At 34.7% G+C, this 24,026-nt stretch carries 21 protein-coding genes and 1 tRNA gene; 11 read left to right on the forward strand and 11 right to left on the reverse strand.

All coding sequences use genetic code 11. The annotated features are described in order from the left end of the window. Positions 1 to 40 precede the first annotated feature (40 nt). Together ybeY and IEW45_RS08480 are read right to left on the reverse strand one after the other, a co-directional pair. Complete coding sequence (ybeY, locus tag IEW45_RS08475) at positions 41 to 460, reverse strand: rRNA maturation RNase YbeY (RefSeq protein WP_188620813.1); 420 nt, start codon at positions 458 to 460, stop codon at positions 41 to 43. Beyond that, the gene (locus IEW45_RS08480; RefSeq protein ID WP_308421041.1) at positions 453 to 3,821 is read right to left on the reverse strand and encodes a hypothetical protein; all 3,369 of its coding nucleotides are present in this window, start codon (positions 3,819 to 3,821) and stop codon (positions 453 to 455) included. Before IEW45_RS08480 ends, ybeY begins: the two co-directional genes overlap by 8 nt. A gap of 191 nt (positions 3,822 to 4,012) precedes the next feature. On the opposite strand from IEW45_RS08480, the gene gltX reads away from it, so the two are divergent. Both gltX and IEW45_RS08490 read left to right on the forward strand, forming a co-directional pair. Beyond that, positions 4,013 to 5,530 (forward strand): glutamate--tRNA ligase, encoded by a 1,518-nt coding sequence (gene gltX / locus IEW45_RS08485; RefSeq protein ID WP_188620814.1) that lies wholly within the window; start codon positions 4,013 to 4,015, stop codon positions 5,528 to 5,530. 138 nt (positions 5,531 to 5,668) lie between these two features. Then, on the forward strand, positions 5,669 to 6,697 hold the full coding sequence (locus IEW45_RS08490) for an SPFH domain-containing protein (protein ID WP_188620815.1): 1,029 nt from the start codon (positions 5,669 to 5,671) through the stop codon (positions 6,695 to 6,697). A 73-nt stretch (positions 6,698 to 6,770) separates the two neighbouring features. On the opposite strand, the gene IEW45_RS08495 is transcribed toward IEW45_RS08490, so the two are convergent. The 4 genes from IEW45_RS08495 to IEW45_RS08510 all read right to left on the reverse strand — a co-directional run bounded on the left by IEW45_RS08495 (position 6,771) and on the right by IEW45_RS08510 (position 9,829). After that, positions 6,771 to 7,010 (reverse strand): DUF6327 family protein, encoded by a 240-nt coding sequence (locus IEW45_RS08495; protein ID WP_188620816.1) that lies wholly within the window; start codon positions 7,008 to 7,010, stop codon positions 6,771 to 6,773. A 14-nt stretch (positions 7,011 to 7,024) separates the two neighbouring features. Next, on the reverse strand, positions 7,025 to 7,372 hold the full coding sequence (locus tag IEW45_RS08500; RefSeq protein WP_188620817.1) for a phage holin family protein: 348 nt from the start codon (positions 7,370 to 7,372) through the stop codon (positions 7,025 to 7,027). Between the two features lie 14 nt (positions 7,373 to 7,386). Beyond that, complete coding sequence (locus IEW45_RS08505) at positions 7,387 to 7,758, reverse strand: YtxH domain-containing protein (RefSeq protein ID WP_188620818.1); 372 nt, start codon at positions 7,756 to 7,758, stop codon at positions 7,387 to 7,389. A gap of 385 nt (positions 7,759 to 8,143) precedes the next feature. Next, positions 8,144 to 9,829, reverse strand: coding sequence for a glutamine--tRNA ligase/YqeY domain fusion protein (locus IEW45_RS08510; RefSeq protein WP_188620819.1), 1,686 nt, complete (start codon positions 9,827 to 9,829; stop codon positions 8,144 to 8,146). Positions 9,830 to 9,962: 133 nt separating this feature from the next. Between IEW45_RS08510 and folB the strand changes: the two genes are divergently transcribed. Next, the gene (folB, locus tag IEW45_RS08515; protein WP_188620820.1) at positions 9,963 to 10,322 is read left to right on the forward strand and encodes a dihydroneopterin aldolase; all 360 of its coding nucleotides are present in this window, start codon (positions 9,963 to 9,965) and stop codon (positions 10,320 to 10,322) included. Between the two features lie 80 nt (positions 10,323 to 10,402). After that, a tRNA-Cys gene (locus IEW45_RS08520) sits at positions 10,403 to 10,477 on the forward strand. Between the two features lie 68 nt (positions 10,478 to 10,545). Here IEW45_RS08520 and IEW45_RS08525 read toward each other — a convergent pair. The 4 genes from IEW45_RS08525 to rnr all read right to left on the reverse strand — a co-directional run bounded on the left by IEW45_RS08525 (position 10,546) and on the right by rnr (position 15,041). Beyond that, positions 10,546 to 11,232, reverse strand: coding sequence for a LysE family translocator (locus IEW45_RS08525; RefSeq protein ID WP_188620821.1), 687 nt, complete (start codon positions 11,230 to 11,232; stop codon positions 10,546 to 10,548). Positions 11,233 to 11,341: 109 nt separating this feature from the next. Beyond that, positions 11,342 to 11,980 carry a GIN domain-containing protein gene (locus tag IEW45_RS08530; protein ID WP_188620822.1) on the reverse strand — a complete coding sequence of 213 codons (639 nt, stop codon included), beginning with the start codon at positions 11,978 to 11,980 and terminating at the stop codon, positions 11,342 to 11,344. Positions 11,981 to 12,106: 126 nt separating this feature from the next. Next, positions 12,107 to 12,775, reverse strand: a complete 669-nt coding sequence (locus tag IEW45_RS08535) for a head GIN domain-containing protein (protein ID WP_188620823.1) — start codon at positions 12,773 to 12,775, stop codon at positions 12,107 to 12,109. A 70-nt stretch (positions 12,776 to 12,845) separates the two neighbouring features. Then, positions 12,846 to 15,041, reverse strand: coding sequence for a ribonuclease R (gene rnr, locus IEW45_RS08540; RefSeq protein WP_188620824.1), 2,196 nt, complete (start codon positions 15,039 to 15,041; stop codon positions 12,846 to 12,848). Positions 15,042 to 15,184: 143 nt separating this feature from the next. Between rnr and IEW45_RS08545 the strand changes: the two genes are divergently transcribed. The 5 genes from IEW45_RS08545 to IEW45_RS08565 all read left to right on the forward strand — a co-directional run bounded on the left by IEW45_RS08545 (position 15,185) and on the right by IEW45_RS08565 (position 22,217). Next, positions 15,185 to 15,424, forward strand: coding sequence for a putative signal transducing protein (locus IEW45_RS08545; protein ID WP_188620825.1), 240 nt, complete (start codon positions 15,185 to 15,187; stop codon positions 15,422 to 15,424). Between the two features lie 613 nt (positions 15,425 to 16,037). Next, complete coding sequence (rpiB, locus tag IEW45_RS08550; RefSeq protein WP_188620826.1) at positions 16,038 to 16,466, forward strand: ribose 5-phosphate isomerase B; 429 nt, start codon at positions 16,038 to 16,040, stop codon at positions 16,464 to 16,466. Between the two features lie 106 nt (positions 16,467 to 16,572). Next, positions 16,573 to 17,427, forward strand: coding sequence for a cation diffusion facilitator family transporter (locus IEW45_RS08555; protein ID WP_188620827.1), 855 nt, complete (start codon positions 16,573 to 16,575; stop codon positions 17,425 to 17,427). A 43-nt stretch (positions 17,428 to 17,470) separates the two neighbouring features. Beyond that, on the forward strand, positions 17,471 to 20,032 hold the full coding sequence (locus IEW45_RS08560; RefSeq protein ID WP_188620828.1) for an N-6 DNA methylase: 2,562 nt from the start codon (positions 17,471 to 17,473) through the stop codon (positions 20,030 to 20,032). A 61-nt stretch (positions 20,033 to 20,093) separates the two neighbouring features. Beyond that, positions 20,094 to 22,217 carry a Tex family protein gene (locus IEW45_RS08565; RefSeq protein WP_188620829.1) on the forward strand — a complete coding sequence of 708 codons (2,124 nt, stop codon included), beginning with the start codon at positions 20,094 to 20,096 and terminating at the stop codon, positions 22,215 to 22,217. 188 nt (positions 22,218 to 22,405) lie between these two features. Here IEW45_RS08565 and IEW45_RS08570 read toward each other — a convergent pair whose 3' ends face one another. Then, the gene (locus IEW45_RS08570; RefSeq protein WP_188620830.1) at positions 22,406 to 22,600 is read right to left on the reverse strand and encodes a Sec-independent protein translocase subunit TatA/TatB; all 195 of its coding nucleotides are present in this window, start codon (positions 22,598 to 22,600) and stop codon (positions 22,406 to 22,408) included. 198 nt (positions 22,601 to 22,798) lie between these two features. Here IEW45_RS08570 and IEW45_RS08575 point away from each other — a divergent pair, with 198 nt between their 5' ends. After that, a complete protein-coding gene (locus tag IEW45_RS08575) occupies positions 22,799 to 23,674 on the forward strand; it encodes a M23 family metallopeptidase (protein ID WP_188620831.1) in 876 nt (291 codons plus the stop codon). Between the two features lies 1 nt (position 23,675). After that, the gene (locus tag IEW45_RS08580) at positions 23,676 to 24,023 is read left to right on the forward strand and encodes an SdpI family protein (protein ID WP_188620832.1); all 348 of its coding nucleotides are present in this window, start codon (positions 23,676 to 23,678) and stop codon (positions 24,021 to 24,023) included. Positions 24,024 to 24,026 lie beyond the last annotated feature (3 nt).

A 24,026-nucleotide genomic window follows, 5' to 3' on the forward strand; every position in this document is an offset into this window, starting at 1 on the left:
AATAACGTTCCACGTGGAACGTTTTATACTTAACCTTACATTATAGTTCCACGTGGAACATCTTAATTTTCTCTTCTTCTTTACTGCGCATTAAAGCAGAGTCCTCTTCTGTTTTATCTTTATAACCACAGTAGTGTAATACTCCATGTGCCATAACGCGCTTTAATTCTTCCTGAAAAGGAACATTAAAGTCAGCAGCGTTATCCTTTACTCTTTCAACAGAAATAAATATATCTCCACTTATAAGGTTACCCATGGTATAATCAAAGCTGATAATATCGGTTAACGTATCATGGTTTAGGAACTCTATATTCTTCTGTAAAAGATATTCATCATCGCAAAATATATAGTTTATTTCTCCCTCTGTTTTATCTTCCGATTCTATTACACGGGAAATCCAGTCTTCGTAAACCGACTCATTTTCCAGTTCAAAATCGGTTTCATAATTAAAGCTAATCATCTTTCCTGAAATATTGTTGTACCTTCTTTTTATAATCAGGGCGCAAAGGTAAGCTCTGTCTGTTTAATATTTCAACACTATTTAAATAATCTTTCAGTGCATCAGGCATTTCGCCATTTTGCCCATTAGCTTCTTTACCACTGGTGCGCGACTCCCTTTTGTTGTCTTCGCCTTGTTGTTGCATTGCTTTTTCAAGCTTTAATAATTCATGCTTTAATTGTAGCATGCGTTGCAGCGTTTCATTTTTAAACCCTTTATTAAGCAACTGCTTTTCTATCTCCTTCATTTGGCGCATAGCATTTTGTCCTGCTCCGCCCATTCCTTTTTCACTCAATTTCTTTTGCAGTGCTTCACGAAGTTGCTTTTGCTCTTTATAAATTTCCAGTAATTGCTGTGCTTGCTGCTCACTCATTTGGTCACCTTCACCCTCGCCACCTGAGCCACTTTTACTACCTTTCTGGTCACCTTTATTTCCGCCCTGTTCACCACCTTGCTGGTCGCCTGGTTGGTCGCCTTCTTTACCTGGCTTTTGTCCTTCTTCCTTTCCGCCTTCCTTCATGCCTTTTTGCATCTCTTCGGATAGTCCTTCCTGTTTTTTAATGATATCAGGGAGTTGCATACCTTGCCCCTGCCCCTGTTGTGGTTTACCCATACCGGAGCCCTGCATCTGCATTTGCATCTGCATACTATTAAGCATATCACTTAACATATCGGCAAGTTTATTGGCAGCCGTAACCGCATACTGCTGGTTACCTACCCCACGATTTATTCTGTTTTCGGCTAAATCTTCCAGTGCTTTATCAACGTAATAATGTACATTTCCAACCTCTGTAGTTACCTCTTCACTTATTTTGGGGTTACGTAACGAAAGGGCAAATATACTATCATCAACATGGCGGAACTGTTGTTTTAAATCCTGTTGCTTTTTAAGGTACGTACTAAACGAAGCAGAACGTGTTGTTGTACCGTTAAACTTATCCATTATATTTTCCTGAGAGAATGAATAGGCTAAAAGGTTATCCAGTATTTGGCGCAGCATTTTTACATCTTCTTCCATCATTTCCATACTGCCTGCCATCATCATCTGCATCATTTTGCCACCCATTTTCTTCATTTTCTTTCCTGCCGACTTTTGCTTTTTACCGGCATTACTTTTATTCTCTTTTTGAAGTTCTTGTTTGGCATCATCCATATCCTGCTCTATACTCTCCTCCTGCTCTTCATCGCTTGGTATATCCATAGGTTTTTTAAGCTCCTCGTTTTCCTTTTCAAGGTCACGCATTTCTTCCTGTAGCTTATCAAACGCTTTATTTATTTCCTCTTGTTTCTCTTCTGAGTTTTCTTTACTGTCGGCAAGCTTCTCTTGTTTCTCTCCGAGCTTGTCTAATTTATCAGCAATTTGTTTTGCTTTTTTCTCTACATAAAAACGCTTGGTAAGTTCTACCAACTGCTCTAAACTTTTGGTTTGATTTTTAGCTTTCTGTTTAAACTTATCTATCTTATCAAACAGTTCTTCGTTGTTGATTTTATCGTTAAGCTTTTTTAATTCGTCCAGTAGCTTTTTATTCTTTTCTGATTCTTCCTGATTCTTTTCAAGACGTTTTAAAAGTTCTTCTTTATACTCATCTTTCTTTTCAGGATTAAACTCTTCAAGATTTTTCTCTAATTTTTTAGAGAACTCTTTCATCATTTCTTCCTGTTGTTTCTGTCGCTTTATAAAATCTTCAATCTTCTTTTGGTCTTTAAAATCAAGATCGGTTTTCTCCTTGCCCATCTTCTGGAGTTTATCCAGTTCGTCTATTTGTTTATCTTGATTTTTAATTGATTTTTGAAGACTTTTTATATTGTTATTTTGCTCCTGTAATACTTTTTCTTCCTTCTCATCAGTAGTTAATTCTCTATCAGAAAATACTGAAGATTTTGTACTCTTATACCCATGAATAGCATCGTTATCAAAAATCTCAAAGTAGTATTCATACGCTACTCCTGCATGTATGTCTAAACCTTTCGGGAAGGTATATATAAATCGGTCATACGTATCTTTTTGTACCGGTAAGCTATGCTTCTTAATTGACTCAGGATTGTTCTTAGGGTAATACACCACTTGCAGTTTGGTAAGCCCGTAATCATCGGACACCTGCCCTACTAATACGTTTTGTTCCAGCTTTAAGCTATCCGGTGCAGCACCTATACTAATGGTTGGGCTTTGGTCTTTAACCGTTGTAATGTGATATTGCAGTTTTTCATGGTGTTTCACGTTTTTATTAGACGTAAGTACCTGATAATCTGTATTGTTATAAATATTCTTAGCTAATATAAAGCCTTCATTTTCAGTAGTAAACGGTTCCACCTCATCACCCGATACCCACTCTATACCTGTAGTGGCAAGTGCATCAACTTTCCAGGTAACTTTTGTTCCTTCGGGTACTATAGCATTCCCTGTTCCACGTACAACTTCGTTTTGCTTTCGCAAATAAGCAGGATAGTTTAACTGCATTTCGAAGTTAGCAATAGTAGGTACTTCCACTACACTTAACTGATACAGTTGCGAGGTAACTTCATTTGCCTTTAACTGGAAATCTACATTTTTGGTAAGGTTTTCAAAACGGTATTCAAACACTCCCGCTTTAGATGATTCCATATAATAGTTTTCATCGCCAATGGTAATCATTACATTTTCAGGAACTACATTACCCTGTGTTTGCACCTGCAAAGTATAATCGGTTCCCTGTTGTGCATTCAGGTTTTTATTCAGCATTACAAACCGGAACGGTGCCGGCGGGTTATAATGTTTTTCATAATGCACTACCCTATCTAAACTTTGTGTAATTACACCACTGTTACCACTAATAAAAAATAAGGCAAGTAATAATAAAGGCACAGCCGCATAGGGAATGTATTTTACATTCTTTTTAAAATTAACGGCATTAGCAAAAGGAACAGGTTGCAGGTTATTTGCTTTTTGTTCTATAGAAGCGGCTAATAATTCTGATTGGTGTGATTGCCCGCTTAATTGCAAAAAGTTAATCAACTTATCGGAAACTTCGGGGAAATGATTACCAATTATTTTTGATGCCTGATTGTAGTCTATACCCTTTTGTAATTTGAACAATTTAAAAAGCGGAAATAATATAAAACGAAGCAACAGGAAAGTCTCCACTACAATAAAAACCCAAAACAGCGCGGTACGCCCGCCCTGTGGTAACCATAAAAAATATTCAACCAAAAGGGTAACCATAAAATACAGTAAACCCAGCCCCGTAAAAAGGATGCTTCCTTTAATAAGTTCGTTAGTGTAATACTTCTTTATAAAGCCTTCCAGCTTTTTATATATGATGTTTTTAGCCTCCAAATTATTCACAATTGTTAGTAACTGATAAAATTACAATTTATATCGGATTGATAAACATTTATAACAAGTTTATCCCTATGCTGTACAAGCAACAAAATAAATTGATTTATAACTACTTGCAAAATGCAGCAAAATATCTGCCACAAATTCACGCATCAGGAAAATTCATAATTGTATCTTTGTGCAAAAACTTATTAACAATGCAAAACCAAGTACGTGTTCGCTTTGCGCCAAGCCCAACAGGTCCACTACACATAGGTGGAGTGCGCACCGCTCTTTTTAATTATTTATTTGCCAAACAAAACAATGGTGTATTTTATTTACGAATAGAAGATACCGACCAAAACCGCTATGTGCCGGGTGCAGAAGAATATATAAAAGAAGCCTTGGAATGGTGCGGTATACCGTATGATGAAGGTATTGGTAAAGAAGGAGAATATGGCCCTTACAGGCAAAGTGAGCGTAAGGATATGTATAAACAATATGCACAGCAGCTACTGGACAGCAACTGGGCATACTATGCTTTTGATACTCCGGAGTCGCTTGATACATTACGTAAAGAAGAAGAAGCTAAAGGCAATACCTTTATATACAACCACAGCAACCGTGAAAAACTGGATAACTCACTTAACCTATCGGCTGAAGAAGTTCAGAAAAGAATTGACAGCGGAGAGGATTATGTAGTGCGTTTTAAAATGCCTGTAGGTGAAACACTGGTTTTACATGATATGGTTCGTGGTGAGGTTAAGTTTGAAACGTCGCTACTGGATGATAAAATACTATTTAAAAAAGATGGTATGCCTACCTACCACTTAGCGAATATAGTAGATGACCACTTAATGAAAACCAGCCATGTAATACGTGGTGAAGAGTGGTTACCTTCCCTACCCCTGCATGTATTGTTATACCGTGCTTTTGGTTGGGATGCTCCTGAGTTTGCACACCTGCCATTAATATTAAAACCTGTAGGTAACGGTAAACTAAGCAAGCGTGATGGCGATAAGTTAGGCTTCCCTGTATTCCCGTTAGAATGGAAAGACCCTAAAACAGGAGAAATATCATCAGGGTACAGAGAGAACGGATTTTTACCGGAAGCTGTAGTTAACTTCCTTGCACTACTGGGTTGGAATCCGGGTAATGACGAAGAGCTATTTACAATGGATGAGCTAATTAAGCTTTTCGATATTAATAAAGTTCATAAAGGCGGTGCTAAATTTGACCCTGAAAAGAATAAATGGTTTAACCACCAGTATTTACAACGTCAGGATAACGAAGTACTGGCTAAAGAACTATCGCATACACTACTTGAAAAAGGTATTAATACTCCTATTGAAGATGTAACTAAAATAGTGGGATTGGTAAAAGAGCGTGCTCATTTTACTACTGAGCTATGGAGTTTAAGCGATTACTTTTTTGTAGCTCCTGAAAGCTATGATGAAAAGGCTGCTAAAAAACAATGGAAGGAAAATACAGGCGAAATAATGGCAGAACTGGCTACAGTACTGCAAAATACACTTGATTTCTCTTCTGAAAATACTGAAAAGGTTACTAAAGACTGGATAGCTGAAAAAGAACTGGGTATGGGTAAAGTTATGGCGCCGTTACGATTAAGCGTTGTAGGCGAACTTAAAGGCCCTCACCTGTTTGATATTATGGAGCTGATTGGTAAGGAAGAAACCATCAGCCGAATTAATAAAGCCGTTGAAACACTATCATAAATAATAAGCCTCCCAAACGGGAGGTTTTTTATTACCTATCCCCTGCTATAGTTGCAATGTGTAACATTTTTAAACATTTGTATACATATAGCATAGTAATACTTAACTTTATAACATTCAACCTTAAATACACTGATTATGGAAAATCTTGGCATTTATTTTATATTATTTATTGCCTTTATCATTTTTATTCTTTCCTTTTTTACCATTAAACAACAAACGGCAGGTATTGTAGAACGATTTGGTAAATTTCACAGTATACGCGGTGCGGGACTACACCTTAAAATTCCCGTAATAGATAAAATAGCAGGACGACTTAACCTGAAGATACAGCAGCTTGATGTACTTATTGAAACGAAAACAAAAGAAAATGTATTCGTAAAAATTAAAGTATCGGTACAGTTTAAAGTAATACCGGAAAAAGTATATGAGGCTTTTTATAAACTGGAATTTCCGCATGATCAGATAACCTCTTATGTATTTGACGTGGTGCGTGCCGAAGTACCAAAACTGCGCCTTGATGATGTTTTTGAGCGTAAAGATGATATTGCAATAGCGGTAAAGCGTGAACTTAACGAAGCAATGTCTACTTATGGTTATGACATTATTAATACTCTTATTACGGATATTGACCCTGACCCACAGGTTAAAAATGCTATGAACCGTATTAATGCTGCGGATAGAGAGAAATCGGCTGCGGAATATGAAGCAGAAGCACAACGTATTAGAATTGTAGCGAAAGCGAAAGCAGAAGCAGAAAGTAAAAGACTGCAAGGACAGGGTATTGCCGACCAGCGTAGAGAAATTGCAAGAGGTTTAGTAGAAAGCGTTGATATACTGAATAATGTAGGTATAAACAGCCAAGAAGCATCCGCACTTATTGTAGTAACACAGCACTATGATACCTTACAGGCTGTAGGTAGCGAAACGAAGAGTAACCTTATTATGATGCCTAACTCGCCACATGCTGCTACTGATATGCTTACTAATATGACGGCTTCTTTTATGGCATCGAACCAATTAATGCAACAAAATAAAGAGGAAGATAAGAAGAAGAAAAAAGAAGAAAAAAAGCCTGAAATAATTGTTCCTGAAAACTATGATGAAGATGAAACAGAACAAAAAGAAAAAACTCAGGATAAAAACAATCGTAAAAGCAACAAATAAAAAACGATAAGAAAGAAAAAAAGCCCGAAGCTAAATACTTCGGACTTTTTTATTTATAGTTTGGTTTGGGTAATTACTTAAATATCTTTTTAAAAACATAGGTAAGAAAAGCACTTTTAAAAGGTCCTGAAAGCATTTTAGCTACGTTAAATACCTTTTTTGGTGTATCTCCCACTATATTTTTAAGTTGTAAACTGTCCTTCGTTTCATCAAGGTCTTTTTTAAGCCTGTAATACGCAAGGTCTTTTTCTACCCTAAGTATTTCAAGGTCTTTCTCTATTTGATCAAACGATTTATATTCTTTCCCCGGCATAATCAGTCAGTTAATTATTTAAAAAACTTTTTTGAATATTTAGATAGCATTCTGCCTTCTATAATACTGTTCCTGTTAGCATAAACTATCCCTAAAACAATAAGGTATAAAACCCCTACTATTAAAAAACCATAGGCAAAATTATTTAATGCATACCCTATTCCTAATGCTAATGCCAGTGATAAAAATAACACTACCAAAAGCAACAAAAACAAAAACATTATAATTTTAGCTATTTTGGCTCCTGCCTTCATAGCTATTTTAAAGCCCATAAGTTTATAATACCTTATATTGGCATCATATAATGTTTTGGCTTGGTCTTTTAAGTCTTCAAAGTTTTCTTTAACCTCTTCAAATGCCATAATAGCGTTTTGTATTACTTAGTTTTAGCTGAACCGGAACCGACAGTACTTTCTGTTTTAACTGAATCTGTTTTAGCTGAAGTTGATTTTAACTCCTCCAGTTTTCTTTCCAGTGTGTTAATAACATCATCTGTCTTTTCCTCTACATTTGCTACCAATCTGTCAAATCCTGATTCTAAATCTTCTTTGGAGCTGGTAAACCTACTTTTTACCTGATCACCAATATCATGAATTTTATCTTTTAATTCATCTTTTTTGGTATCATAACCTTCTTTTATTTTCTTTCTTGTTTTTTTACCTTCATCGGGTGCAAATAGTATTCCGAGTGCTGCACCTATAGCTGCTCCCGCAACTACTGCAGCTAGTGTTCCTGCTTTACCTGCCATAATTTAGCTTTTTTAAAAGTTAGTAATTTATACTTTATATAAAGGTAAGAAAAATTAACACCTTTATGCTGTTAACAGGTAGTTAAGAGATATGTAAAGGAAGCATAAAAATTAAATATAACAATTTAAAAACTAATAGTAGCTCTTTGTTCAACAACAATTGCATTACTAACCGAAAAACTTAAAATAAAGGCTTTAAAACTGCTTTTTAAGGTAAAAATATACAAACTATAAGGCTGAAATTTTAAATAGCTGAAACAGCTTTTAAATAATCTATTTTCAATAATTAAATACTATAATTTATAAAATTGATATTACTATTATATATAATAAATAAAACCCCTGCAAATGCAGGGGTTTTATAAATATTAGTTATGTAACTTTTTTATTCTTTATCGGCAAGCTTTGCCCATGTGTCTCTAAGACCAACTGTTTTATTGAAAACAATATTTTCAGCAGTACTGTCTTTATCCACACAATAATATCCTAAACGCTGGAACTGATAATTCTCTCCAACTTTAGCATCTTTTAAACTTGGTTCCATATATCCTTTTATCACGTTAAGCGAATCAGGGTTAATGTAACTCATAAAGTCTATTTCTTTATTACCATCAGGATTTTCGTGTGTAAATAAACGGTCGTAAACACGTACTTCGGCTTCAATAGCATGTTTTACAGATACCCAGTGCAGTGTACCTTTTACTTTTCGCATACTGGCTTCGGTACCACTACCACTACGGCTGTCAGCATCATAAGTACAATGAATTTCGGTAATAGTACCATTTTCATCTTTTACTACGCTCTCCCCTTTTATTATATAAGCATTTTTAAGACGTACTTCCTTCCCTATACTTAAACGGAAGAATTTACGATTTGCTTCTTCTTTAAAATCCTCACGCTCTATATAAAGCTCTTTAGAGAATGGTACTTTTCTTTGTCCTGCTGCTTCATCTTCAGGGTTGTTTTCAGCATCAAGCCATTCCTCCTCCACTTCCGGATAGTTATCTATAACCAGTTTAACAGGGTCTAAAACTGCCATAACACGTGGTGCCGTTTTGTTAAGGTCTTCTCTTACACAAAACTCCAGTAACGAAACATCTATAAGGTTGGTACGTTTTGCAATACCAATAGTATCGGCAAAATTACGGATAGACATTGGCGTGTACCCTCTTCTTCTTAATCCTGAAATAGTAGGCATACGCGGGTCGTCCCACCCGGTAACATGACCTTCCTGAACTAATTGCAGTAATTTACGCTTACTAACAATAGTGTGGCTTAGGTTACGTCGTGCAAATTCGCGCTGTTTAGGCGGTAATGTACCTTCGGTATATATTTTATCTACAAACCATTCGTAAAGCTCTCTGTGCATAGCAAATTCAAGCGTACAGAATGAATGTGATACTTGTTCTATGTAATCACTTTCACCATGTGCCCAGTCATACATTGGGTATATATGCCAATCACTACCGGTACGGTGGTGGCTTTTGTGCAGTACTCTGTACATAAGTGGGTCACGCATAAGCATGTTTGGCGATGCCATATCAATTTTAGCACGCAGTACATGGCTACCTTCGGCAGCTTCACCATTTTTCATTTGCTCAAAAAGCTCCAGGTTCTCTTGTACTGTACGGTTTCTGTACGGGCTGTTAGTACCCGGCTGTGTAGGTGTACCTTTTTGCTGTGCCATTGCTTCGCTGCTCTGGCTGTCAACATAAGCAAGGTCACGTTTTATTAAATCAACAGCCCAATCGTAAAGCTGCTGGAAATAATCAGATGCGTAACATTCTTTATCCCACTCAAAACCTAACCATTCTACATCGCGCTTAATAGCATCAACATACTCCTGCTCTTCTTTTACAGGGTTTGTATCATCAAAACGCAGGTTTACAGGGGCGTTATACCTTAACCCTAACCCGAAATTTAAACATATAGAGCTGGCATGCCCTATGTGCAAATACCCATTTGGTTCCGGTGGGAAACGAAAACGAAGCTTATCTTTTTCAAGACCGTTTTTAAGGTCTTCTTCTATGATAAGTTCAATAAAATTAAGTGATCTTTCTTCGCTGGCCATATATAGTACTGTATTATGAAGTGGTGCAAAGTTATTCAAAAAAAACCGATATAAACCAAGCCTAATAAAGTTTTAAAGTAGATGCTGTGGCAGATAAAATGTGTATTTTTACAGTTGGAAATAATTTTATGCAATGGGAGTAATTAAATTAGAAAATATACGCACGTTTTCGTACCATGGTTGCCTTACAGAAGAGGGTAAAATAGGTTCGGATTATTTAGTAAACCTTGAGGTTAAAACCGATTTACGCAAGGCAAGAGATACTGATGAGCTACATGATACGGTAGACTATGTGCATTTAAATAAAATTGTACGTGAGGAAATGGCTATACGCTCTAAACTGTTAGAACACGTAGCAGAACGCATTATAAAACGTATTTTTGATGAAATTGCCTCAGTATCAAGAATATTAATTGCAGTTTCTAAAGTTAACCCCCCTATTGGTGGTGATGTTGAAAGAGTAACGGTACAAATTGAGGAATACAGAACCTGATTAAGAAATAGAAAAAATTAAAGCAAATTACTTGTGTTACTCTAAAATATATGTAAATTTGCCTTCCACATTATGAAAATGGCATCGTGGCCGAGGGGCTTAGGCACAGGTCTGCAAAACCTGCTACAGCGGTTCGAATCCGCTCGATGCCTCCACAAAAAAAAGCTGTTACTTGAGTAACAGCTTTTTTTATTTCTATATATTTTAAAGTGGGTTTATTCACTTATTCTTTTTCCAGTGTTTCTATAGCAGAATTTACAAATTCCCTGTCGGATGGTGACCAACCCTGCATTAACAGTACTATACCAAAAATCATAAGTATTACGCTTATAACCTGTTTTATTTTTAAAATATTGGTTTTAGTAAGTCTTTTACGTAATTGTTTTGCCAATAGTATTTTACCTATATCAGTTAATAAATAACCTCCCAGTACCGAAGCAAAAAAGATTACTATTCTGCTTTGGTCCATATCCAGCTTTGGTCCTACTGCTATAATAATAGCCAACCAAAAACCCAGTACACCTACATTAATAAAATTGAGAAAGAAACCTTTTACAAACAGCCCGAAATAGTTGTTTTTAATAATGTCTTTCGACTCACTTTTTAGTACCTTTTCCTTTTTACTGTCTCGTTTTTGTTTTATAAACGATATAATACCATAAGTAAGCAAAATAAGCCCACCGAATATAAATAGTGCAGGCTCATCTTTTATACTTTGTAAAAGCCTGTAACTACTAAAATAAGCAATACATATAAATACTATATCGGCAAGCAGCACACCAAAATCAAAAGCAATGGCTGCTCTAAAACCTTTTATTACACTTGTTTCTAAAAGCACAAAAAATACTGCACCCGGCATGAAACTTAGCATAAAACCGAGTGGAAGTGCCGCGAAAATATCGTCAATCATTCAGTTTATAATAAGTAGCTGCAAGTTACTATTTATATTCTTAAAGCAGAAAATTTAATAGTATGAATATATTGACGTTAATCGTACTTATAGTTTTATACTGTTTGTGTTAGTTAACTACTGTAATTTCAGCATCACCACTTATAGATCTATTTACTTTTTCAGGGTTACCGTATATTGTAATTTCAGCATCGGAACTGGCTTGAACGTTTACGGTTTTTTTAGTATAAATTACTGCTTCAGCATCTGATGATAATACAATATCAGTATTTTCGGCTATAAGGTTTTTAGCATGTAATTCAGCATCTGAACTAAAAAATGCAGCATGATTTACCGCTTTTCCTGAAAGTGTAATTTCAGCATCGGAACTCGCTGTAGTTTCTAAGTATTTTACTTTTACTTTAAGTGTTACTTCGGCATCAGAATCAGCTATAATACTAAGTTTATTAACCTTTATTTCGTCATTACCTGTTAATACTGCATCCGAAGCTATGGTAATAGTTTCTATATCACCATTATAATATAACATAAAATTGCTATCGCTACCTAATACTAACGTACCACTTTCGTTAACAACATTTGTTTCTTCAGCATCATTTATTATAAGTTCGTTTCTGTTAGATTTTATTATAGTAACTTCGGAATCAGATGCTATAACTAAGTTTTTAAATTTTTTAAGTTTAATAGTTTCCTGAGAAAAAGAAAGGCTGAAAGCACTTAACGTAACTAGTAAAAATATTTTTTTCATGATTGATAATGTTTAGTTTAATAATAAAGACAGTACCCTATACCCTATTGTTACAGTTAGCCATAAAAAAACTCCAAAATATATTTTAGTAATATATTTTGGAGTTTTTTTATTTTTTTACGGCTATTACATTATAGTAATATCGCCAGCTATAACTTCTTTTTTATCAACTTGTTTAGGTTTACCATAAATATCTATTTCACCACCTGCACGGGTTTTAGCAGTTACATAATCAGTAGCAAATATTTCTGCCTCGCCACCTGCATTTATAGTGATTTCGGTTTGCTTGGTTTCTAAACCTTTTGCTTTCATTATTGCGCCCGATGTTAATAACACATCATGATTAGCTGTTGTACCTGAAAGTTCTAGTATACCTCCCGAAGCTGCTTTTGATTTTAAACGGTCAACATCAAGTTTAATTTTTATAGTAGCACCTTCTTTAGCATTCAGTTCAAATGCTGTTGCTTTAAAAACATCTGCAGAACCTACAAAAGAGCCTTCACTGGCTTCAATATGGTCTATAGTATTAGTGTAATATAATATAGCTTCAATATCTTCACCCTGAAGTAGTTTAGTAAACTGCATGCGTATTTTAAGTTTACCATTTTTGTTTACAACTTCTACTTCATCAGCCCTGTGTCCTGTAATTACTAATTTATTTTCATCTGATTTTATCATGGTAAGATTGATTAAATCGTACACTCTTACCTCAGTAAAATCGCCAATATTTTTAGTTACCTGTGCATTAATAGCCTGAGACAGCACTATAAATGCAATTACTATTAATTTTTTCATGTTATTTTCTATTATTAAATGTTTTATACATTTAAAGACTTTCACAAAAATAAAATGTTACAGTTTTTAGTTAAACAGGTCTTTCTGATGCTTTACTTAAAAACTGAAAATCCAATTGCTTTTTAACTAAATCAGCATTTTTAACTTTTACATAAACCTCATCTCCCAGCTGAAGCAATTTACCTGTAGTTTCACCTACCAAAGCATATTGCTTGTCATCAAAAGTGTAATAATCATCTTTTATTTCGCGTATGCGGCACATACCCTCACATTTATTAGATTCAATTTCTACGTATATACCCCACTCTGTTACGCCGGATATTACACCTAAAAACTCTTCATCTTTATGATCCAGCATGTACTTAACCTGCATGTATTTAATGCTGTCGCGCTCGGCATTTACAGCAAGATATTCCATGTTAGAACAGTGTTGGCATTTGTCTTCATATTCTTCTTCACTTACTGATTTACCACCATCCAGATAATGTTGTAATAGCCTATGTGCCATAACATCAGGATAACGCCTTATGGGTGATGTAAAGTGCGAATAATAATCGAAAGCAAGACCATAATGCCCTATATTATCAGTAGAATATACTGCTTTACTCATACTCCTAATTGCCAGCGTATCTACAAGGTTTTGTTCTTTTTTACCATGTGCATCAACCATTAACTGGTTTAATGACTGTGAAATAGAACTTTTGGTTTTAAAATTTAAATTATAACCAAATTTTGATATTACCGTTTGCAGATTCATTAATTTATCCATATCCGGTTCATCGTGAATACGGTATACAAATGTTTTCTTTTGTTTGCCTATAAACTCTGCTACTTTACGGTTTGCTAAAAGCATGAATTCCTCTATCAGGTGATTGGATTCTTTTTGTTCTTTAAAATATACGCCTACCGGCTCTGAATTTTCATCCAGGTTAAACTTCACTTCTACTTTATCAAACGATATGGCACCTTTTGCCATACGCATACCACGCATTATTTTGGCTAACTGGTTTAGTTTAACAACAGCATCTCTTATTTCATGCGATACAGTATAATCTTCCCCTGTAAGCGATAATTCAGCCGGTATAGTGGCGCTTTCGGTTTCTATCATATGTTGTGCTTCTTCATAAGCAAAACGTTGATCAGAATAGATTACAGTGCGCCCAAACCACTTGTCTACTACCTCTGCCTTATCATTTAACTGAAATACAGCTGAGAATGTATATTTTTCTTCGTTGGGTCGTAACGAACACGCAAAGTTTGATAATACTTCCGGCAACATAGGCACTACCCTATCTACCAAATAAACCGATGTTGCTCTGTTATACGCTTCCTCATCAAGTATAGTTCCTTCCTGCAAGTAATGCGATACATCGGCAATATGAATACCTATCTCATAATTACCATTTTCCAGTACTTTAAATGATAATGCATCATCAAAATCCTTAGCATCACGGGGGTCTATAGTAAATGTAAGTGTTTCGCGCATATCCCTGCGTCGTGCTATTTCTTCTTCCTGAATACTGGTATCCAGCTTTTGTGCATATACTTCTACTTCAACAGGAAAATCTGATGGTAAACCATATTCTGCCAGTATAGCATGTATTTCAGTATCATGCTCTCCCGGTTTACCCAGTACTTTAGTTACTTCTCCAAAAGGGCTATCGGCTTTTTTAGGCCAGTCAGCTATTTTAACCAACACTACATCACCATTTTCAGCATCACCAATTTTATCTTTCGGTATAAAAATATCAGTATACATTTTAGGGTTAGCGGTAGATACAAATGCAAAATTCTTTTGTATATCTATAACACCTACAAAATCAGTAGAATGTCTTTCTACTATTTCTACAACTTCACCTTCGGGTCTGCGACCTTTTCTTCTGTTATATATATATACTTTTACTTTATCGCCGTCTAATGCTTTATTAAGATTATTGGTAGGAATAAAAACATCATTTTCAAGCTCATCAGATACCAAATAGGCAGTTTTTTGGCTTGTCATATCAATTATTCCCTCAATATAATAGTCATTAGTGGCTGAAACTTTATACTTTCCTCTTTCAACTTCTTCAATATCTTTTTTAGCTGCCAGGAATTTAAGTTCTTTAATAATATCATTTCTGCTCTGGGTATCATTAACATCCAGTATTGCAGCTATTTGTTTGTAGTTGAATGATTTAGTTGGTTCTTTGGATAGTATTTTAAAAATTTTTCGTGAAAAATCTTTCGTTTTCTTCTTCGACGGTTTGCCGTTCTTTCTACTCATATAATCATTTAATAATTGCTGAAAATTACGAATAACTATTAAATATACACTGCTATTTAATGAAATAATAACTTTTCAGGCTAAGAATTAATTTTACAATAAACCCAAAAAATCACTATCTTTAGTTACTATAACACGCTATAATGAAACACTTTATAACTGCAGCGGTATTTAATTATCCGCACGAAATAACTATACTGAAACATATTCTTACCGAGGCAGGCATCAGTTTCTTTTTCGAGAATGAAACAATAACCTCTATAACTCCGCTTTATTCCCTGGCACTTGGCGGCATAAAACTAAAAGTACACCCAAACGATTTAGACACCGTAAAGGAAATACTAAAAGACTTCGAAGAACAAAATAATCTCAGAATCGTTTAAACAGACTTATTAGTTATCAACATATATTAAAAACTATAAAAGCTTTTTTTAAAAATTTAAAAATTAATGATGGTTATTATAGCTTGTTAATATGCGGTAAAACTTTCTGATATTTTTTTGCTTATATCGTTTTCATCAACTTATAAAGAGTAATTAACAATGTTAGTTAAATGTAAAGCATTGTAAAATAATGCCATTCCAATTTTAATTTAATGTTATCAACAACTGTTGAAATACATTTTTAGATTTACTTTTTTGATAAGTTCACTTGTTAATTATTGTTAATAACTGTGTGAAACTGTTTCAAAAAAAACTACAAAAAAATAATAACTCTGCTTGCATTTTTAAATTCCCTTTCTCTATGTAAAAATAATGTTAAGAACCCTAATTTTTTTATACTTTTTAATGGTTTACTTATCAACAATAATAGTGTATTTTCAACTTATTTATTTACAGATACTTACAAAAAGTATTAACAATTCACCATATTAACATATTTATTGCTATATTTTTAGCTTTACAATTATTTAAAAAATATTAGAATATTGACAGCCAACCATTTAATATTGTTTGGTAACTTTGCCCGAATAAACAACACAACACTACAGTAAAAATGAAAATAGCTATTGGTAATGACCATGCAGGTCCTGACTACAAAAAAGCCATTGTAAAACACCTTGAAGAAAAAGGAATTGAAGTTATTAACCACGGTACCGATTCTTTTGATAGTGTAGACTATCCTGACTTTGTACATCCGGTAGCGGAAGACGTTGCTAATGGTACTGCCGATTTTGGTATAATCATCTGCGGTAGCGGTAACGGAGTAGCAATGACGGCTAATAAACATAAAGGTATTAGAGCTGCACTATGCTGGATTAAAGAAATTGCCGAGCTGGCACGCCAGCATAACGATGCTAATATTATAAGCATACCGGCACGTTATACCTCTGTACAGCAGGCAATAGGTATGGTAGATGCCTTTTTAAATACCGAGTTTGAAGGCGGAAGACACCAAAACAGAGTGAACAAGATACCTTGTTAATAACTCATAATTACCTACTGAAACGAAAATAAAAACGCTAAAAAACTAAATTTTGGGCGGACACCACCATCATATACATAAACATAATGTTAGTGGAAACAAGCTTATGTATTCCATATTGCTAAATGTGCTTATAACAGTCGCACAAGTAGTAGGAGGCATAATTTCGGGAAGCCTTGCGCTGCTATCCGATGCGCTGCATAACTTTAGCGATGTATTGTCGCTGGTAATAAGTTATATAGGGCATAAGCTATCCAGGCGCAAGGCAACTATTTCCCAAACTTTCGGTTTTAAACGCTCGGAACTTATAGCAGCCTTTATAAACGCCATAACACTAGTAGGTGTAGCCATATATTTAGTTTACGAAGCTATAGAACGCTTTATAGACCCTGTAACTATAAAGCCGGGACTTGTAATATGGCTGGCAGTACTGGGTATAGTAGCCAACGGAATATCAGTACTACTATTAAAAGACGATGCCAACCATAATCTGAATATGAAATCGGCGTATTTGCACCTGCTTACCGATATGATGGCATCGGTAGCCGTATTAATAGGCGGGTTGTTAATGATGTACTTCCAGATATACTGGGTAGATAGTTTATTAACACTGTTAATAGCCATTTACCTGATAATAGTAGGAGTGAAGCTGTTGGGCGATTCTACTAAAATGCTAATGCTTTTTACGCCTGATTCCATAAATATTAAAGATATTGTACACGAAGTACACAAAATACCCGGAGCCAACAAACTGCACCACATACACGTGTGGCATTTAAATGAGGAAGAACTGCACCTTGAAGCCCATTTAGATTGCACCGAGGATATAACCCTATCGCAGTTTAACGAGCTGTTACATAAAATAGAAAAAGTACTGTTCGAAAAGTTCCATATTAACCACGTGAACATACAACCCGAATACAAAAAAGAAGATCCTAAAGATTTTATTGTTCAGGATTAAAATAATATCATAAATTTACCAAATAGATATTTTTAACATAAATATGAGTAATTATAAAACAGAAAGAGATGTCGAGGTAAATCTAATAAATAAGCTATTTAAAGATATTCTTTTGTATCCTGAAAGCTGTTTGAGTTGGGATTATCCAGTAAAAATGAATTTTGGAAGGGAAAAGAAAATTAAATATGCTGATTTAGTAGTTACACATTCTGAACATAAAAAGCCATTAATTGTTGTTGAAGCAAAAAAGCCAACTGAAACCATACAATCAGGAATTTCGCAGGTTGATAGTTACGCATTTTTTCTTGAATCAAGATATAGTGTACTTACTAATGGTAAAGCATTTGTACTAAGAGGGTATTATGGAAATTCCAAAGTAAATATAATTGAGAGTAATATAGATGAACTTGATTCTAGCAATTGGAATAGAGTCAGACAATTGATATCTTACTATGAAGTTTTAAATTCTTTATCATTAAGGGCTAATCAATCGACAGAGGTTAATTATGAGAAGATAAAAGATTATAGAAGATATTTTAGAAATATACATAATATAATTCGTGATGGAGACAAATTAGATCCTGGAGCTTCATTTGATGAATTTAGTAAAATATTATGTTTGAAATTTTATCAAGAAGAATGGATTTTAAAAAATTTAAATAATCCATTAAATTTAAATAAATTGATAGAAGAGCAAAATTATCTGGAGCAAGGTGGAATATCATACATAAATAAGTGGTTTAAAAAATCTATAGAAGAAAATTATAGTGAAATTTTTGATGCAGATTCTAAAATAAATTTATCTTTTGAAACTTTTTATGCAGTATGGGAAAGACTTGAAAATTTTCAATTAAAGACTGATATTGATATTAAAGGTAGAGCATTTGAAGAATTTTTACCCACTCAACTTAGAGGTAAAGGTTTAGGGCAATTTTTTACTCCTAGATCTATTGTTAATTTTATGACTAATCTTGCAGATATATCTATTTATGATATAGTCGGAGATTTTGCATGTGGTAGCGGGGGTTTTTTAATTAAGGCTTTTGAACGAATGATTGATTTGACTAATCAAATGCCAAGTGGTATGTGGTCAAAAATTGGTGTAAGCAAAAATGAATTTATAGAGATTCTAAAAACAGAACAAATTTTTGGAATTGATGCAGAACCTAGAGCCGCAAGAACGGCTAAAATAAATATGATGATGTGGGGGGATGGAAAAAGAATTGTTAGAGGTAATTCTCTTGATACGAAAGATGAAGATGGCAAGGAATATTTTTTGAAAGAATATAATTCAAATGATAAAAGTTCGGGATGCACAGTTATATTAGCTAATCCTCCGTTTGGAAGTAAAGAAAAAAAAGAATCTATATTAAAAAATTATATTCTTGGAAGTAAATTAGTTAAAAGAAAATCTCAAAGAACAGAAATTTTATTTTTAGAAAAGGGTCTAAAATTATTAAAACCAGAAGGAAAAATGTTAATTGTAATTCCTTCTGGAATACTTAGTAATGAAAGCTATAAATATGTTAGAGATTATTTACATAGTGAAGCAGAGATTAGGGCTATAATTGATTTACCTACACATACTTTTGTTCAATCTGGCGTTCCAACTATAAAGACAAGTATTTTATATTTACAAAAATTTACTTCTGAAAAGAAAAAAAAATATGATGAAGAATTTATATCAGTAAAAAGTTCAGATATTATAAAGGAATATGAAGAATTCAATTATTCTATTTTTATGGGAAAAGCTGAATATATTGGTTTTGAACCTAATGGTAGAATTATAAATGATGGATTAGATACAGATTTAGATTTATTAATAAAAGATTACAATAATCGTTCAGATATAGATAATAAATTAATAAATTTGATAGATTTTTCTTCTAAATATTATAGAGATAAAGAATCATTTAGAATTGATAATTCCAATATAAGAGGAAAAAATAGAAATCTTAAAAATTCTTTTATTATCGATTTTAAGGACATAGAAAGCAGATTAGATACTAGTTATTATTTTTTCAAGAATAATTCTCAAAATTTATTAAATAAATTTGAAAGTCTTGAAAATAAAATTATTGATAGGAGTCAAAGATTTCTTCCTAAAACGGATGAAGAATTAGATATTGAATATAGAATACTTTCTGTAACAAATAATGAAGGAGTAATATTTAATGAGTTTAGAAAAGGAGAGGAGTTTACGAGTGCTTATAAAGTTGTTAAAAAAGGAAATATTGTTTACAATCCATATAGAATTAATGTAGGGAGTATAGGTATAGTTACAGATGAATTAGATAATAGTTATGTAAGTCCTGCCTATATAGTTTTTGATATTATAGGAATGGATTCTGAGTTTTTTATACAACTTATAAAGAGTCCTTTTTACAAAATGTATATAGATATAGTTACTACAGGTTCAATTAGAGATAATTTGAGTTTAGATTTATTAAAAAAGCTAAAATTTCCAAAAATAAATAAAAACGGACAAAAAGAAATTTTAGATGAGGTTTTAAATTTAACTTCTAAACAAAAAAAATTAAGAAATAATATTAATCATAATAAAGATAAAATAATGGAGAAATTACATTCGATTCTTATTTCATAGAGAATCATTATTCATTGCTTTCATAATATCCCGTTATCTTTGTGCATTATAATAACAAAGCATGACCCATACCCAATATATAGCTGCTCAGGTAGCAGCATCAGCCAAAAGTATACAAAGCACTTTACAACTCCTTAATGAGGACTGCACCATACCCTTTATAGCCCGTTACCGTAAAGACAAAACCGGTAACTTAGATGAGGTAGTAATAGAGCAGATAGCGAAGCTCAACCAAGCCTATGAGGCAATTATAAAGCGTAAAGAAGCCATATTAAAAAGCATTGAGGAGCAAAATGCCCTTACACCCGAATTACAGGATAAAATCAATAACAGTTTCGACCTTACGGAGCTGGAAGACTTGTACTTGCCCTATAAAAAACGCCGAAAAACCAAAGCCGACACCGCCCGCGAAAACGGATTGGAACCGTTGGCAAAAATAATCATGGCACAAAACGCCGATGATATCGACTATATAGCAGGCAAGTACCTGAACGATAAAGTTGCCAACGAAGACGAGGCACTGCAAGGCGCACGCGATATTATAGCCGAGTGGATTAACGAAAATATGTACATCCGTAAAAACTTGCGCCGTATTTTCGGCCGCAAAGCGGCAATTACTACCAAACCCGTTAAAGATGCCGACCCTGAAAAAGCGCAGAAATTTTCGCAATACCTTGACTGGAGCGAAAACCTGGCCAAAGCACCATCGCACCGTCTGCTGGCAATACTCCGTGCCGAAGCAGAGGGTATCATCAAATTCAAAATAGAAGTGGATAACGATGAGGTGCTCGACCTTATGGAGCAGTCAATCATCAAAAAACCGAATGCAGCAACCACAGCACACCTGCAAAAAGCCATAGCCGACAGTTATAAACGCCTGCTTGCACCCGCCATTAGCAATGAAGTATTGCAGGAGGCAAAAGCCAAAGCCGATGCCGTAGCAATACAAGTATTTGCTGATAATTTAGGGCAGTTACTGCTTGCACCACCGTTGGGCGAAAAGCGCATAATGGCAATAGATCCCGGCTATCGTTCGGGGTGTAAAGTAGTCTGCCTCGACGAAAAAGGCGACTTGCTGTATAACGAAACCATATTTCCGCACCCGCCGCAAAAAGAGTCGGCTGTTGCCATGAAAAAAATCCGCAGTATGGTTAATGCCTATAAAATAGAGGCGATATCCATTGGCAACGGCACGGCAAGCCGCGAAACCGAGCATTTTATTAAAAAAATAGCGTGGGATACGCCACCGGAAGTATTTGTGGTAAGCGAAGCGGGGGCATCGGTATATTCCGCATCAAAAATTGCCCGTGCCGAGTTCCCGAATTATGATGTTACCGTTAGGGGAGCGGTATCTATTGGGCGCAGGCTTAGCGACCCCCTTGCCGAGCTCGTAAAAATAGAACCCAAAGCCATAGGCGTAGGGCAGTATCAGCACGATGTTGATCAAACTAAACTTAAAGAAGAACTGGATACCGTAGTGATGCGTTGCGTTAATTCGGTAGGGGTAAACCTGAATACTGCCAGTACAGCATTGCTCAGTTATGTATCGGGAATAGGGGAGAAGCTCGCCGAAAACATAGTAAACTACCGTAGTGAAAACGGTGCTTTTGAAGATAGAAAACAACTGAAAAAAGTACCCCGACTGGGCGAAAAAGCCTATCAGCAGGCAGCAGCATTTGTGCGCATACCCAATGCTAAAAATCCGTTAGATAATAGTGCGGTACACCCCGAAGCCTACGCTATTGTTGAAAAAATGGCAAAGGATTTGAAACTAAAAACTTCAGATTTAATTTCGAATAAGGAAGCCATTGCTAAAATAAACCCATCAACTTATGCTACCGAACAGGTAGGGGTTTTGGTACTGAAAGATATACTAAAAGAACTTGAAAAACCGGGACTTGACCCGCGAAAGTCGGCTAAAATGTTTGAATTCGACCCAAATGTAAAATCAATTACCGATTTGCATACAGGTATGATATTACCGGGTATTGTAAATAACATTACCAACTTTGGCTGTTTTGTAGATGTGGGCATTAAAGAAAGCGGATTGGTACACATATCGCAACTAAAAGAAGGTTTTGTAAGCGATGTAAACGAAGTGGTTAAACTACACCAACATGTTCAGGTAAAAGTGATAGAAGTTGATGAAGCCCGCAAACGGGTAGCGTTGAGTATGATAATATAGTTACACAGGTTATGGGTTACGTGTCATTGCGAGCGTAATGAAATGGAGCGTGGCAATCTTTTTTAGATTGCTTCGTCATGCTTCCTCGCAATGACAGTTTAATATTAAAAACTGAAAGTAAATTAAATCAAAAAACCCCATAGCTTTTGCTACAGGGTTTTATAGTATCGTTAGGCTGTTATATAAAATTACAGTTTATTGTCTTCTTGGCTTTGTTGTTTTTTGCTAGAACTAGGCTGACCTTCTTCATCTTTCGCGGCATTTTTAAATTCTTTAATCCCCGAGCCAAGTCCTTTCATTAATTCAGGTATTTTTTTACCGCCGAATAATAAAAGTACTACTGCAATAATAATTGCCCATTCTGTAAAACCCATTCTTCCCATGGCTAAAAATTTTTATAAACTTAAAAGTATTTAATTATACAAATGTAACTATAAAATGATTCGTTACAATTATTTACGGCAATTATTTGCTTACGGTTTCGTTAAATTACACTTAATTGGTAAACATGAGCTTTACATGCTATTAAAATTTCATTCTCCTTTGGGGTATTATTATATTTGTTCAATTAAATAGTTGCGATGCCTAAAAAGAAACTTAAAGCTAAAAGACAGGTAATTAAGAAAAAGCTTTTTAATAAAAGCAGGCTTGTTATACTGGATGAGGATAATTTTGAGGAAAAATTTTCGCTCAAACTTAACCTTATGAATGTGTTTGTAGTACTTACATCGGTAAGTATTATAATGATAGCGCTTACCATTTCGGTAGTGGCATTTACACCGCTAAGGGAGTACATACCGGGATATTCCTCTACACAATTAAAGCGTGAAGCTAAGGAAAATGCTATAGAAACCGATTCTTTAAAGCAGGAAATGGCAGCTAATGAGGCTTATATAGCCTCCATAAGAAAAGTACTTACGGGAGATTTAGATGAAACCAACCTTAGTCGCGATTCGGTATACGTGCCGGATAATAAAGATGAGGTAGTAATAGAGTCGAAACCATCGGAAGCAGAAATAAAATTGCGTGAAGAGGTAGCCCTTGAAGATAAATATAATCTTTTTGAAGGAGCCAAGCCAAAAGTAAACTTAGTGCTTTTTGCTCCTGTTAAAGGGCATATTACAGAACCATACAGTTCTAAAAACAAACATTTCGCGGTTGATGTAGCGTTGGCGAAAGATACGCCTATAAAATCAGTAGCATCAGGAACTATTCTTTTTGCAGACTGGACACCAACTAATGGTAACGTAATAATAGTACGCCATAACGATGGTATTATATCAGTTTACAAGCATGCAGCCAGTTTAACCAAAGAGCAGGGTGATGTAGTACGTTCGGGAGAGGTAATAGCTTTAGCAGGTTCTACAGGAGCACAGTCTACAGGAGTGCATTTGCATTTTGAACTTTGGAAAGACGGTTATCCTATAAACCCAACACAATACATAGATTTCGAGTAATATGGAAAATATTTTTACTATTATTACCTCCAATATATCGCTTTTAGTAGGTATAATCTTTTTAATAACTGCTTTAATACTATTCAAGTTTCCACCAAAAGATATAAATCATTTATATGGTTACAGGACTTCCAGGTCAATGAAGTCACAAGAGTCCTGGTATTTTGCCCAGCGATATTCAGCCATTAGAATGGTATGGCTAAGTATAGTCCTGATATTATTTGGTATAATAGACCTTTTCTACCTAGAGGGTTATGAAATTACTATGTATGTTGGTTTAGCTTTAATGATATTGGGCTTTATTTACATTATTATTACCACCGAAAGGGAGCTTAAAAAAAGATTTTAATCC

This window comes from Flavobacterium suaedae (assembly GCF_014642915.1).
GTDB classification, from domain to species: Bacteria; Bacteroidota; Bacteroidia; order Flavobacteriales; family Flavobacteriaceae; genus Flavobacterium; species Flavobacterium suaedae.

Excerpts from the sequence above, each read along its gene's own strand:
- IEW45_RS08530 (WP_188620822.1), bottom strand. The coding sequence starts at position 11,980 with ATGAAAAAAATATTTTTACTAGTTACGTTAAGTGCTTTCAGCCTTTCT.
- IEW45_RS08495 (WP_188620816.1), bottom strand. The coding sequence starts at position 7,010 with ATGCCGGGGAAAGAATATAAATCGTTTGATCAAATAGAGAAAGACCTT.
- IEW45_RS08535 (WP_188620823.1), bottom strand. The coding sequence starts at position 12,775 with ATGAAAAAATTAATAGTAATTGCATTTATAGTGCTGTCTCAGGCTATT.
- IEW45_RS08570 (WP_188620830.1), bottom strand. The coding sequence starts at position 22,600 with ATGGGAAGAATGGGTTTTACAGAATGGGCAATTATTATTGCAGTAGTA.
- folB (WP_188620820.1), top strand. The coding sequence starts at position 9,963 with ATGGGAGTAATTAAATTAGAAAATATACGCACGTTTTCGTACCATGGT.
- IEW45_RS08560 (WP_188620828.1), top strand. The coding sequence starts at position 17,471 with ATGAGTAATTATAAAACAGAAAGAGATGTCGAGGTAAATCTAATAAAT.
- IEW45_RS08490 (WP_188620815.1), top strand. The coding sequence starts at position 5,669 with ATGGAAAATCTTGGCATTTATTTTATATTATTTATTGCCTTTATCATT.
- gltX (WP_188620814.1), top strand. The coding sequence starts at position 4,013 with ATGCAAAACCAAGTACGTGTTCGCTTTGCGCCAAGCCCAACAGGTCCA.
- IEW45_RS08500 (WP_188620817.1), bottom strand. The coding sequence starts at position 7,372 with ATGGCATTTGAAGAGGTTAAAGAAAACTTTGAAGACTTAAAAGACCAA.
- IEW45_RS08505 (WP_188620818.1), bottom strand. The coding sequence starts at position 7,758 with ATGGCAGGTAAAGCAGGAACACTAGCTGCAGTAGTTGCGGGAGCAGCT.
- rnr (WP_188620824.1), bottom strand. The coding sequence starts at position 15,041 with ATGAGTAGAAAGAACGGCAAACCGTCGAAGAAGAAAACGAAAGATTTT.
- IEW45_RS08565 (WP_188620829.1), top strand. The coding sequence starts at position 20,094 with ATGACCCATACCCAATATATAGCTGCTCAGGTAGCAGCATCAGCCAAA.
- IEW45_RS08580 (WP_188620832.1), top strand. The coding sequence starts at position 23,676 with ATGGAAAATATTTTTACTATTATTACCTCCAATATATCGCTTTTAGTA.
- IEW45_RS08510 (WP_188620819.1), bottom strand. The coding sequence starts at position 9,829 with ATGGCCAGCGAAGAAAGATCACTTAATTTTATTGAACTTATCATAGAA.
- IEW45_RS08575 (WP_188620831.1), top strand. The coding sequence starts at position 22,799 with ATGCCTAAAAAGAAACTTAAAGCTAAAAGACAGGTAATTAAGAAAAAG.
- ybeY (WP_188620813.1), bottom strand. The coding sequence starts at position 460 with ATGATTAGCTTTAATTATGAAACCGATTTTGAACTGGAAAATGAGTCG.
- rpiB (WP_188620826.1), top strand. The coding sequence starts at position 16,038 with ATGAAAATAGCTATTGGTAATGACCATGCAGGTCCTGACTACAAAAAA.
- IEW45_RS08545 (WP_188620825.1), top strand. The coding sequence starts at position 15,185 with ATGAAACACTTTATAACTGCAGCGGTATTTAATTATCCGCACGAAATA.
- IEW45_RS08525 (WP_188620821.1), bottom strand. The coding sequence starts at position 11,232 with ATGATTGACGATATTTTCGCGGCACTTCCACTCGGTTTTATGCTAAGT.
- IEW45_RS08555 (WP_188620827.1), top strand. The coding sequence starts at position 16,573 with ATGTATTCCATATTGCTAAATGTGCTTATAACAGTCGCACAAGTAGTA.